12 protein-coding genes are annotated in these 12,251 nt (G+C 68.3%); 9 read left to right on the forward strand and 3 right to left on the reverse strand.

All coding sequences use genetic code 11. From position 1 onward, the window contains the following. Positions 1-7: 7 nt before the first annotated feature. From AC5P8U_RS15260 to AC5P8U_RS15270, 3 genes are read left to right on the forward strand one after another with little or no spacing between them, the layout of a single operon-like run. The gene (locus tag AC5P8U_RS15260; RefSeq protein ID WP_353080475.1) at positions 8-925 is read left to right on the forward strand and encodes a bestrophin family protein; all 918 of its coding nucleotides are present in this window, start codon (positions 8-10) and stop codon (positions 923-925) included. A 19-nt stretch (positions 926-944) separates the two neighbouring features. Then, the gene (hemB, locus tag AC5P8U_RS15265) at positions 945-1,934 is read left to right on the forward strand and encodes a porphobilinogen synthase (protein ID WP_006400669.1); all 990 of its coding nucleotides are present in this window, start codon (positions 945-947) and stop codon (positions 1,932-1,934) included. Positions 1,935-1,966: 32 nt separating this feature from the next. Further along, entirely contained in the window at positions 1,967-2,236 is a 270-nt protein-coding gene (locus AC5P8U_RS15270) for an SHOCT domain-containing protein (RefSeq protein ID WP_151355230.1), read from the forward strand. Positions 2,237-2,318: 82 nt separating this feature from the next. Here AC5P8U_RS15270 and AC5P8U_RS15275 read toward each other — a convergent pair whose 3' ends face one another. After that, a complete protein-coding gene (locus AC5P8U_RS15275; protein ID WP_188241443.1) occupies positions 2,319-3,182 on the reverse strand; it encodes a TolB family protein in 864 nt (287 codons plus the stop codon). Between the two features lie 49 nt (positions 3,183-3,231). Between AC5P8U_RS15275 and aroE the strand changes: the two genes are divergently transcribed. The 3 genes from aroE to dinG all read left to right on the forward strand — a co-directional run bounded on the left by aroE (position 3,232) and on the right by dinG (position 6,692). After that, a complete protein-coding gene (gene aroE / locus AC5P8U_RS15280) occupies positions 3,232-4,077 on the forward strand; it encodes a shikimate dehydrogenase (protein ID WP_088497020.1) in 846 nt (281 codons plus the stop codon). A gap of 3 nt (positions 4,078-4,080) precedes the next feature. Next, positions 4,081-4,434 (forward strand): hypothetical protein, encoded by a 354-nt coding sequence (locus AC5P8U_RS15285; RefSeq protein WP_049439388.1) that lies wholly within the window; start codon positions 4,081-4,083, stop codon positions 4,432-4,434. A 155-nt stretch (positions 4,435-4,589) separates the two neighbouring features. Beyond that, positions 4,590-6,692 (forward strand): ATP-dependent DNA helicase DinG, encoded by a 2,103-nt coding sequence (gene dinG, locus AC5P8U_RS15290; RefSeq protein ID WP_447896903.1) that lies wholly within the window; start codon positions 4,590-4,592, stop codon positions 6,690-6,692. A 57-nt stretch (positions 6,693-6,749) separates the two neighbouring features. Here the strand turns inward: dinG and AC5P8U_RS15295 are convergent, their stop codons facing one another. After that, on the reverse strand, positions 6,750-7,358 hold the full coding sequence (locus tag AC5P8U_RS15295) for a hypothetical protein (protein ID WP_058979311.1): 609 nt from the start codon (positions 7,356-7,358) through the stop codon (positions 6,750-6,752). A 139-nt stretch (positions 7,359-7,497) separates the two neighbouring features. Continuing rightward, entirely contained in the window at positions 7,498-9,336 is a 1,839-nt protein-coding gene (gene ilvD, locus AC5P8U_RS15300; protein WP_188241441.1) for a dihydroxy-acid dehydratase, read from the reverse strand. Positions 9,337-9,797: 461 nt separating this feature from the next. On the opposite strand from ilvD, the gene AC5P8U_RS15305 reads away from it, so the two are divergent. From AC5P8U_RS15305 to AC5P8U_RS15315, 3 genes are read left to right on the forward strand one after another with little or no spacing between them, the layout of a single operon-like run. Further along, positions 9,798-10,370 carry a DUF1190 domain-containing protein gene (locus AC5P8U_RS15305; RefSeq protein WP_005420172.1) on the forward strand — a complete coding sequence of 191 codons (573 nt, stop codon included), beginning with the start codon at positions 9,798-9,800 and terminating at the stop codon, positions 10,368-10,370. Positions 10,371-10,377: 7 nt separating this feature from the next. Then, entirely contained in the window at positions 10,378-11,556 is a 1,179-nt protein-coding gene (locus AC5P8U_RS15310) for a glutathionylspermidine synthase family protein (RefSeq protein WP_139727962.1), read from the forward strand. Beyond that, positions 11,556-12,203, forward strand: coding sequence for a hypothetical protein (locus tag AC5P8U_RS15315; RefSeq protein ID WP_111201605.1), 648 nt, complete (start codon positions 11,556-11,558; stop codon positions 12,201-12,203). Before AC5P8U_RS15310 ends, AC5P8U_RS15315 begins: the two co-directional genes overlap by 1 nt. The last annotated feature ends 48 nt before the right edge of the window (positions 12,204-12,251 follow it).

Genomic DNA, 12,251 nt, shown 5'->3' on the forward strand with positions numbered 1-12,251 from the left:
CTGCCCGATGATCATCCGACCCCGTCCCCACGGCTGGCAACTGCTGTACATCCTGCGCGGCTCGATCGTCAAAGCGATCGCGCCGAAGGTGCTGGCCATCCTGATCCTGTCCATTGCCGTGGCGGCCGTGGTGGAACTGGCCCCGCCGACCGGCATCGAACGCGTGTCGGTCACGCCGTTCACCCTGCTCGGCCTGGTCCTGTCGATCTTCCTCAGCTTCCGCAACAGCGCCTGCTATGACCGCTGGTGGGAAGGCCGCAAGCTGTGGGGCCAGCTGGTCTACGAATCGCGTTCGCTGGCGCGCCAGGTGCACCTGCTGCTGGCCGATGACGGCGGCCGCCGTCGCCGCATCGCGTACCTCACCACCGCGTTCGCCCATGCGCTGGCCGCGCGCCTGCGTGGGCGCATCGTGGCCCTGGTCGCCTTGCCATGGCTGGACAAGCCGCAGCGCGAGCAGCTGGGCCAGCGCGAGAACGTGCCGGATGCATTGCTGTCGATGATCGCCGCCGAGCTGGCCCAGGCGCTGCGCGCCGGCGAGCTCGATCCGATCCTCTACACCCAGCTGGAGGAGCGCCTGCACGCGATGTCGTCGATCCAGGCCGGCTGCGAGCGCATTCTCACCACGCCGCTGCCGTTCGCCTACACCCTGCTGCTGCATCGCTGCGCGTGGATGTTCTGCGTGCTGCTGCCGTTCGGCCTGGCCAGTTCGCTGGGCTGGGGCACGCCGGTGCTGTCGGCGGTGCTGGCCTATGCCTTCTTCGGCCTGGACCAGCTGGGCGAAGAAATGGAAGACCCGTTCGGCCTGGAGCCGAACGACCTGCCGCTGGACGCGCTGGTGCGCACGATCGAGATCGACCAGCTCGACGCGCTCGGCGAACGCCCCTTGCCCGAACCCCTGCTGCCGCAGGGTTACCTGTTGCAATAGCCACTCCTCGGAGCCTGCCATGTCCCATCCGCTTTACCGCCCGCGCCGCATGCGCCACGACGAGTTCTCGCGCCGCCTGATGCGCGAGAACACGCTGACCACCGACGACCTGATCTACCCGGTGTTCGTGCACGAACTGGCGGGCCGCACCGCAGTGCCGTCGATGCCGGGCGTGGAGCGGCTGTCGATCGAAGAGTTGCTGAAGGTGGCCGAAGAAGCGCTGGAACTGGGCATTCCGGTGATCGACCTGTTCCCGGTGATCGACCCGTCGCTGAAGTCGCTGGACGCGTCGGCGGCGTGGGCCGAGGACGGCCTGGCGCAGCGTGCGATCCGCGCGCTGAAGTCGCGCTTCCCGGAACTGGGCGTGATGACCGACGTGGCGCTGGACCCGTACACCACCCACGGCCAGGACGGCATCATCGACGACAAGGGCTATGTGCTGAACGACATCACGGTCGAAGCGCTGGTCAAGCAGTCGGTGTCGCACGCCGAGGCCGGTGTGGACATCGTCTCGCCGTCGGACATGATGGACGGCCGCATCGGAGCGATCCGCCGTGCGCTGGATGCCGACAACCACATCAACGTGCGCATCATGGCCTACTCGGCCAAGTACGCCTCGGCGTTCTACGGCCCGTTCCGTGATGCGGTGGGCAGCGCGGCCAGCCTCGGCAAGGCCGACAAGAAGACCTACCAGATGGACCCGGCCAACGGCGACGAGGCTCTGCGCGAGATCGCGCTGGACCTGGAAGAGGGCGCCGACATGGTGATGGTCAAGCCGGGCATGCCGTACCTGGACCTGGTGCGCCGGGTGAAGGAGACGTTCGGCGTGCCGACCTTCGCCTACCAGGTCAGTGGCGAGTACGCGATGATGAAGGCCGCCTTCGCCAACGGCTGGCTGGACGAGCGCGCCTGCGTGCTGGAGTCGCTGCTGGGCTTCAAGCGGGCCGGTGCCGACGGCGTGCTGACCTATTTCGCGCCGCAGGTGGCGCGATGGCTGCGCGAGCGCTGACAATAGCGCCACGATAGACGGAGGACTGCGCGATGGGACCCGAACTGGGATGGATGCAATGGCTGATCTGGGGCATCGGTACGCTGGTGTTCGGCGCCATCATCGTCGCTGTCTTCATCGCCGCATGGCGCGCGGGCAAGCGCCCACCGGAGCAGCTCTCCGCCGCCCGCCACGTGGCCCGTGAGCAGGCCCTGCCGGACAGCGTGCAGGCCGAGCTGGCCGCGTTGAACCAGCGCAAGGACAGCGGCCAGCTGAGCGAGATGGAGTACGAGCAGTTGCGCGCCAAGGTGCTGTCGCGCTGACGGGCGATCCCCGGGGTCGGATCCCTTTCCGCAGGAAAGGGCTCTGACCCCTTCGCAGGCGCCATCCACGCATGGCGTGGATCTACCGCACGCACCCGGCCACCGCCGCCACCTTCGGCACCGCCAACCGGTACACGTCCACGCCACCGGCGCGCGGCGCCTTTGCCGCGCTGCTGGCCACCAGCATCTCCGCCGGCTTGGCGTTGTCGATCACCGGCGCGCCGGTCCAGCCGCCGGCCTGGTTGAACGACAGCCCCAGCGGCTGCAGCGCCACACCGCTCCACGCACAGCCGCTGCTCCAGACCTGCGCGGTACTACCGTGGCTGCGGCTGAACACCACGGCGCCGTCATGGCCCAGCCAGTCGCCGTCGGTCTCGTCGTCGGCGCTGTTCAACGTGCTCAGTGCGGTGGCCGGGCCACGCACGCCCTGCGCATCCAGCGTCGCCACGAACAGGTCCCAGCCGGCGCCATGGCCCTGCTGGCGGGCAAACAACAGCTGCTTGCCATCCGCGCTCAGGGCCGGTCCGCGCTCTTCCCGGCGCCCGCCGTCACCGGCCAGCGGCTGCGCCGGGCCCAGCCGGCCATCGGAGGCCAGCGCAGCGCGGTACAGCGCCAGCGCGCCCTCGCGACCGGCCGCGAACAGCAGCCAGCGGCCGTCACGGCTGAAGTAGGGATCGCGGGCTTCACCGGTCACGCCGACCGGCAGTGCCTGTGCCTGCTGCCAACGACCGTCGACCACGCGTGCCTCCCACAGGCTCCAGCCGGCTTCGCCGCGGCGGGCGAAGACGATGCGCTGGCCATCGGCGCTGATCGCGGCGCGGCCCTCGTCGGCGCGGGTCGAGACCACGCCCATGCCTTCGATGCCGTACTCGTTCAACGCCATCGCCATGGGGGCAGAGAGTAGACTGGCGGCGAGCACCAGCAGGGGCGGGGTGATGCGCATCATCCGGTTCCATGCACGAACAGAGCATCAGTCTAGCCAGCTTGAGGATTCCATGACCGACCGTTACGCCGTCTTCGGACACCCCGTCGCCCATTCGAAGTCGCCGCAGATCCATGCGACGTTCGGTCGCCAGGAAGGCATCGCCATCGACTATCGCGCGATCGACCTGGCCCCGGAGGCGTTCCTGGCCGGCCTGGAGGCCTTCGCTGCCGAGGGCGGTGTCGGCGCCAACGTCACCCTGCCACACAAGGAAGCCGCGTTCTCGGCATGCACCACGCTGACCGCACGGGCGCGCCGCGCCGGCTCGGTCAACACGCTGCTGCGCAAGGGCGACCGCTGGCACGGCGACACCACCGATGGCATCGGCCTGGTGCGCGACCTGACCGACCGCCACGGCCTGGACCTGCGTGGCCGCCGCGTGCTGATGATCGGCGCCGGTGGCTCGGCGCGCAGCGTCGCCCCGGCGCTGCTGGATGCCGGCATCACCGAACTGGTGGTGGTGAACCGCACACCGGAGCGCGCCGATGAACTGATCGACGCGATGGGCGAGCCGGGCCGCGCGATCAGCCGCTACTGGGAAGACCTGCGCGAGCTGGGCGACTTCGAACTGATCGTCAATGCCACCTCGGCCGGCCGCGACCGCGACGTCGAGTTCAAGCTGCCGCTGTCGCTGGTCAATTCGATGACCACTGCCGTCGACCTGAACTACGGCGAGGCCGCCATCGCCTTCCTGGCCTGGGCCCGTGCGGCGCAGTGCCGCAACACCGTCGACGGCTTGGGCATGCTGGTCGAGCAGGCTGCCGAGAGCTTCCTGCAGTGGCACGGCGTACGCCCGCAGACCGACGAGGTCTACCAGGCGCTGCGCCAGGGCCCGGCTGTGTTGGCCGGCGAGGACTGATCGATGGACGGCACGACCCTGATGGTGACCGTGCTGAGCATGGTCGGTGTGCGCCTGCCGGTGCTGATCGCGCTGTGCGTCGGCCTGGTCTGGGTGGTCGGTGCGCCGCGCGATGCCACCCGCACCGGCGCGCTGGTCGGCCTGCTGCTGTTGCTGTTGTCCAGCCTGGGCGGCCTGGCCGCGGGCCTCCTGCCGATGTGGCTGGTCAGCAGTGGCAACTTCAGCGCCATCTCGGGCATGAGCGCCATCTTCGGCGTACTGCACTTCGCGCTGGCGATGGTCGAGGCCATCGGCGTGGTGCTGCTGGTGTGGGCGCTGGTGCGCCTGCTGCGGCTGCGCGGCAACGCGGTGCAGTGACACCGCGGTGACGGCCCAGGGCCGTCGCCAGCAGCGTCCGGCGTGTTCATCCAGCCGCCGGGCGTCGCCGCTGCCCCGTTCAGGCAGCCAGCGGCGGCGGACATGGCCGGCCATGCGACAATGACCGGCCCGATCCAGCCACGGTAATTCCCGGCGTGACCGAAACCGTCGCCGCTCCGCGCACGCTCGATGACACCTTGAAGGACGCGATCCGCAAGGCGTACACGACGCTGCAGGCCAATACTCCCGGCTTCTCCACCCGCCGCTCGCAGAGCCAGATGATCGGCGTGGTGTCGCGCGCGCTGTCGAAGAGCGGCGGCGTTGGCGTGGTCGAGGCGCCGACCGGCGTCGGCAAGAGCCTGGGTTACCTCACCGCGGGCGTACCGATTGCGCTGGCCACCAGGAAGAAGCTGGTGATCAGCACCGGCACCGTGGCGCTGCAGTCGCAGCTGGTCGAGCGGGATATCCCGAATTTCCTCAAGGCCACCGGCCTGGAAGCAACCGTGGCGCTGGCCAAGGGACGTACCCGCTACCTGTGCACGCGCAACGCGGCCGAAGCACAGGGCGAGGGCTCGCAGGGCGGCATGTTCGAGGAGGATGCACCACTGTTCGACCGGCCGCTGGCGCCGATCGAGATGGACATCGCCAAGCGCCTGACCGATGCCTTTACCGGCGGCAGCTGGGACGGCGATATCGACAATGCGCCGGAGACCATCAGCCCCGGCCTGCGCAGCCGCATCACCACGCCGGCTTCGGGCTGCGCCGGGCGCCGTTGTGCGTATTCGGCGCAGTGCGCGGTGCTGCGTTCGCGCAATACCGTGCGCGATGCGCAGATCGTGGTCACCAACCACGCGCTGCTGCTGTCGGCGCTGTCGATCGGCGACAGCGACAACGGTCAGCCGTTGATCGCGCCGCCGTCGGACATGCTGCTGGTGCTGGACGAAGGCCATCACATCGGCAACGTGGCGATCGACCAGGGCGCGGCCAGCCTGGCGCTGGATGAAATGGCCAAGCGTACAGGCCGCCTGCAGATCCTGATTGCCGGTGCCTACCGCGCGGTCGACAAGGACCGCCTCGGCAACCTGCTGCCGAACGAAGCGATCGAGGTGGCCAGCAACGTCGCCAAGCAGCTGCGCGCGTTCCGCGATCACATCGAGCGGGTGTGGATGCCGGCGCCGGCGGACGAGGAGCCGATGTGGCGTGCGGCCAATGGACGCCTGCCCGAGGCCTGGCGCGAGCCGATCGAGGCACTGGCCGACGAGACCCGCAGCCTCTACAACTGGGCGCATGCCGCCACCGCGCAGGTGGCCAAGGGCAAGCCGGACGATGCCGCGCGCGAGCGCCTGCAGCGCAACCTGGGCATGGCGCTGGAAATGATCGAGCAACAGTACAACCTGTGGCAGGCGTGGCGCCGCGAGGACAAGGACGGCGCGCCGCCGATGGCGCGCTGGGTCACCGCCACCCGCGACGGCGACCTGATGCTGCACGGCTCGCCGGTGTCGGCCGCGCACGTGCTGCGCAAGCTGCTGTGGGATGAAGTAGATTCGGTGGTGATGACCTCGGCGACGCTGACCGGCGGCGGCGATTTCCAGTCGCTGGCGATCGACAACGGCATCCCCGAAGAGGCCGAGATGGTCTCGCTGTCGTCGCCGTTCGACCTGCCCAACCAGGCCGAGCTGATCGTGCCGAAGTTTCCGGTCACCCCCGACGATCGCGAAGGCCATCCCCGCGAAGTGGCGCGCTACCTGGACACCGAGCTGGACTGGGCCAAGGGCTCGATGGTGCTGTTCACCTCACGCTGGAAGATGGAAAAGGTGGCCGGCCTGATGCCGGCCGCGCGGCGCAAGCAGGTGCTGGTGCAGGGCGAGATGTCCAAGACCCGCCTGATCGAAGAGCACCTGCGCCGCGTCGCTGCCGGCGAAGGCTCGGTACTGTTCGGCCTGAACTCGTTCGGCGAAGGCCTCGACCTGCCCGGCGAAGCCTGCACCACGGTGGTGATCACCCAGGTGCCGTTCGCGGTGCCGACCGACCCGCAGACCGCCACGCTCAGCGAATGGTTCGAAGGCCGCGGGCTCAATGCGTTCAACCTGATCGCCATTCCGCACGCGCTGCGCACGCTGACCCAGTTCGCCGGCCGCCTGATCCGCACCTCCACCGACACCGGCCGCGTGATCATCCTCGATTCGCGGCTGCTGACCCGCCGCTACGGCAAGCGCATCATCGACGCGCTGCCGCCGTTCAAGCGCGTGATCGGCTGAGACGGGGTCGGATCCCTTCCGAAGGAAGGGCTCTGACCCGACCACGCCCTCTGTCGCTCAATCGCCCTCCGGATTCCGGCAGGCCTGGTTGCCCATCGCATTGTGGTAATCGCGATCAAAGCAGCGCAGGAAGCCATCGAGCACGTCCAGGTTGGGCGGCCACGGCACATCCACCTTCTGCCCGCCGGCGGTCGTGAAATGATAACGCCCATCCTTCAGCGCCTTGGCAATCTGCTCCGGCGCAGGAATCGCAATCAACCTTGCTCGCGCTTTCTCCAGCGCCGCACGATCACGCTGCAGGAAGGCGATCGTGCCGTCCACGTAGGCGTTCCAGTAACCGGGGTCGGTGGCGGTGGGCTTGTAGGTGCGCTGCATCAGCGCCACCGCCTCCGGGTACTGGCCCGCCTCCGCACGCATCTGGCTTTCATGCCACAGAATCATGGTGTTGCCCGCAGCCTTGGGCAGCACAGCATAGGCGGCGAGCAGATCAGCGGCTTCACGGTGGCAGCCACGGTCGGCCAGCGTGCGCCAGCCACCTTCCAGGTCCTGATCGAACGCATCCGGTTCCATCGCCAGCATCGCTGCACGGTCGTAGCTGCAGTCGGGTGCTTTGGGTGGTTCTGCTGACGTGCCCATGGCAGCGGCCAGTGCAAAGAAAAGCAACATCCTCTCAACCTCCGTGTTGATGACCTCCTGGCCACCATAACGGATCACGACGGGTAGTGCCGGCCGCTGGCCGGCAACCTCAATGATGTGGGACGCGGCGTGCAGATGCCGGCCAGCGGCCGGCACTACCGGATCGGGATCAATCGCCGAGCAGGGCGGTGTTGCGTACGGCGCCCTTGTCGGCACTGGTGGCGAGCAGGGCGTAGGCCTTCAACGCGCTGGTGACCTTGCGCGGGCGCGGCGCACGCGGTTTCCAGCCGCGTGCATCGGCCTCGCTGCGGCGCTGGACCAGCGTGGTCTCATCCAGCAACAGGTCGATGCGGCGGGCCGGGATGTCGATGCGGATGCGGTCACCGTCTTCCACAAGCCCGATCGCGCCGCCACTGGCCGCTTCCGGCGAAACGTGGCCGATCGACAGTCCCGAGGTGCCACCGGAGAAGCGGCCGTCGGTGAGCAGCGCGCATTGCTTACCCAGTCCTTTCGACTTCAGGTAGCTGGTCGGGTACAGCATCTCCTGCATGCCAGGGCCGCCCTTCGGGCCCTCGTAACGGATCACCACGACGTCGCCCGGTTGTACCTCGTCGGCGAGGATGCCGGCGACGGCGGCGTCCTGGCTTTCGTAGACGCGTGCGGGGCCTTCGAACACATGGATCGATTCGTCCACGCCGGCGGTTTTCACCACGCAGCCATCGACGGCCAGATTGCCGCGCAGCACAGCCAGGCCACCTTCCAGCGAATACGCATGCTGCAGCGAGCGGATGCAGCCCTCGGCGCGGTCCAGGTCCAGCGCGGGCCAGCGCGTGGCCTGGCTGAAGGCCTCCTGGGTAGGGATGCCGGCCGGGCCGGCCTTGAAGAAGGTATGCAGGGTGTCGTTGTCACTGCGCACCACGTCCCAGCGTTCCAGCGCTTCGGCCAGGCTGGCGCTGTGCACGGTCGGCACTGTGGTATCGAGCAGGCCGGCGCGATCCAGTTCACCGAGGATGCCGAACACGCCGCCGGCGCGGTGCACGTCCTCGATGTGGTACTTCGGTGTGTTCGGCGCCACCTTGCACAGCTGGGGGACGCGTCGCGACAGCGCGTCGATGTGGGTCAGGTCGAAGTCGACCTCCGCTTCCTGCGCTGCGGCCAGCAGATGCAGGATGGTGTTGGTGGAGCCGCCCATGGCGATGTCCAGGGTCATCGCGTTGGCGAACGCGGCCTGGGTGGCGATCCCGCGCGGCAGCGCGCTCGGGTCTTCGCCGCCGTACCAGCGATGGCAGAGCTCGACGATCAGGCGGCCGGCGCGGCGGAACAGCGCCTCGCGGTCGGCATGGGTGGCCAGCGTAGTGCCGTTGCCGGGCAGCGACAGGCCCAGCGCTTCGGTCAGGCAGTTCATCGAGTTGGCGGTGAACATGCCCGAGCAGGAGCCGCAGGTGGGGCAGGCGCTGCGCTCGAACGCGGCGACTTTCTCGTCGGAGGCGCTGTCATCGGCGGCCACCACCATCGCATCGACCAGGTCCAGCTTGTGCTCGGACAGCTTTGTCTTGCCCGCTTCCATCGGCCCGCCGGAGACGAACACCACCGGGATGTCCAGGCGCAGCGCAGCCATCAGCATGCCGGGGGTGATCTTGTCGCAGTTGCTGATGCACACCAGCGCGTCGGCGCAGTGCGCGTTGACCATGTACTCCACGGCGTCGGCGATGATCTCGCGGCTGGGCAGCGAATACAGCATGCCGTCGTGGCCCATCGCGATGCCGTCGTCCACGGCGATGGTGTTGAATTCCTTGGCGACGCCACCGACCTGTTCGATTTCGCGCGCGACCAGCTGGCCGAGGTCCTTCAGGTGCACGTGGCCGGGCACGAACTGGGTGAAGGAGTTGGCGATGGCAATGATCGGCTTGTGGAAGTCGCCGTCCTTCATGCCGGTGGCACGCCACAGGGCGCGGGCGCCGGCCATGTTGCGGCCGGCGGTGGAGGTGCGGGAACGGTATTCGGGCATGGCGGGCGGAACGGGCGGGCCGTACGACGTGGGGGTCAGCCGATCATGGCCAATTTTTTCGGTTGCTGCTGCAACCACCGGAGATGGTCCGGCCGGGCTGCGCCCGGCACCCGCAGAGGCAACGTCAACGTCAAAGGCGGGCATTCCGTGGGACAGCGGGGTGGGTCCGGTTGCGGGGGACGGCGCAAGTACATCCATGTAGCCTCGGTCGCGCCATCCATGGCGCTCACGCCCCCGCAACCGGACCCACCCCGCCTTCGACAGTTTGCTGCGATCTGTTGGGGCCGGCGCTCTGCCCTTGGTAGGTGTCGACCTTGGTCGACACGATGGATCCACGTCATGCGTGGCTGATGGGGAACGACGAAAATGAAATTCCGTTCATCTTTCCCACTTTGCCGATTCCGGTTGTTGGTGAGGATTTGGCATCATTGGGCATTGATCCGTATACAGGGCATGAGGCCATGAAACGTTCCCGCACCACCGCGCTGCTGCTGATGAGCGCTGCGCCGCTGCTGTTCACCGCCTGCCAGAAGGAGCCGGAGGTGAAGGTGCAGGAAGGCCTGTACACCTCGGTCGAGGCCTGCACCGAGGCCACCGGTGATCCGTCGTCGTGCCGCAATGCCTTTGCCGAAGCGCAGAAGCAGGCCGCCGATGCGGCGCCGAAGTACGCCAGCAAGGAAGCCTGCGAGAAGGATTACAAGCCGGAGCAGTGCGTGCAGCAGCACACCTCGGCCGGCACCTCGTTCATCGGCCCGATGATGATGGGCTTCTTCATGTCGCAGATGCTGAGCAACCGCGGCGGCCTCGCCCCGCAGGCGCCGGCGTCGGCACCGGCATACCAGGACAAGAACGCTGGCTGGGCGCGCCCGGCACCGGGCGGCACCGGTGGCCTGAACACCGCCAGCGGCATCGGTGCCGGCAAGGCCGGCCTGGCGCCGGTCACCAGCGAGCCGAACCGTGCGGTCACTGCCAGCCGTGGTGGCTTCGGCAACACCAGCGCACGCCGCAGCACCAGCGGCAGCTACGGCGGCTGATCGACCCATGCAGCGCATCCGGATTGCCGAGCGTGCCCAGTGGCGGGCACGCGCGGAGGAAGCGGGTTTCCGTTTCCATACCATCGATGGCCAGCCCTACTGGGATGAAAGCGCGTACTACGCGTTCACCCTGCGCCAGATCGAACAGGACATCGAAGACCCCAGTGCCGAGCTGCACCAGATGGCGCTGGATCTGGTCGGTGATGTCATCGGCAGCGAGCGGTTGATGGACCAGCTGGCGATTCCGTCGCATTACCGCGACTGGATCGCCGACAGCTGGCGCCAGCGCCAGCCGCACCTTTACGGCCGCCTGGACCTGGCCTACGACGGCACCGGTCCGGCCAAGCTGTACGAGCTGAACTACGACACGCCGACCTCGCTGTTCGAGGCCAGCTTCTTCCAGTGGCAGTGGCTGGAAGACCAGCGCAACGCCGGCCGCCTGCCGCAGCATGCCGACCAGTTCAATGCGATCCATGAGGCACTGGTCGAGCGCTTCGGCGAACTGGCCACGCAGCTGCCGCCGCCGCTGTACTTCAGCGCGGTGGGAAGCTCGGAAGAAGACCGTGGCACGGTCGAGTACCTGCGCGACTGCGCGTCGCAGGCCGGCCTGCATGGCCAGGCCATCGCGATCGAGGACATCGGCCTGTCCGAGGACGGCCGCTTCACCGCGCTGGATGATTCGGTGATCGGCACGCTGTTCAAGCTGTACCCGCTGGAAGACCTGATGGCCGAAGAGTTCGGCCGCGCGCTGCCCGGTTCGGGCGTGCAGTTGCTGGAACCGGCGTGGAAGGCAGTGCTGAGCAACAAGGGCATCCTGCCGTTGCTGTGGCAGCGCAACGTGGGCCATCCGAACCTGCTGGAGGCGCACTTCGATGACGGCAGCACGCTGGCCCCGGGCTGGGTGCGCAAGCCGCTGTTCTCGCGCGAAGGTGCCAACATCGAGATGCACCTGGCCGATGGCAGCACCCAGCGCAGCGACGGTCCCTATGACGGCCCGGCGATCATCCAGCGCGCCCATCCGCTGACCCGCTTCGAAGGTGGCTACCCGCTGATCGGCAGCTGGGTGGTGGGTGACCACGCCTGCGGCATCGGCATCCGCGAGGACGACAGCGCGATCACCCGCGACAGTGCGCGCTTCGTGCCGCACGCGATCGTCGACGAGGCGCCGACGCGGATCTACGTCTGATGACGGTGCGGCGTTGGCCTGGCCGGCATGGACGTGCCACGCCCGCGCCGGGCCGGCATTTCGATGACGGGCGCAGCCTGCAGGCCGTCGCGGACCGCGTCGCGGTGCGTTGCCACCGCTGCGATGCCCCCGGTTGGGTGATCGCCCGCTGGGAACCCTATCGATGGACCGCGCGTTTCCGCTGCACCGCTTGCAGCGCTGCATTGGACAGCGGCGACTGGGTGGGTGCAGTCCGCATTCTGGGCCGCCAGCCCTGTGGATTCTGCGGGCATCAGTGGCTGCATGTGTGTCGGCCGATTCCCGCCGGCATCCCCGCGCCTGCATCCTTCCCCGCCCGATGCGCACAGTGCGATCGCAGCACCGAGGTCACGGTGTTGACGCGTCCCCTGCGTGACGCCGAGCCTGCCGATCCGCATTTCGGTCTGCCGCTGCGCCTGGTCGAATCGACCCGCGCGGGCCTGCTGTGGGCCTACAACGCCGAACATCTGCAGGCACTGCACGAATACGCGGGCGCGACGCTGCGCGAGGGCCGCGGCCATCATCGATCCATGTTCTCGCGCCTGCCGCAGTGGATGAAGCTGGCCCGCAACCGGGTGCTGCTGCAGCGTGCGGTGGAGCGGTTGCAGCGGCGCTTGCTGCAGGGGTAGGTAGTGCCGGCCGCTGGCCGGCAGCCGAGCATGGGCTCGGCGCTACAG

This window comes from Stenotrophomonas sp. YJH_SMC_81 (genome assembly GCF_059370875.1).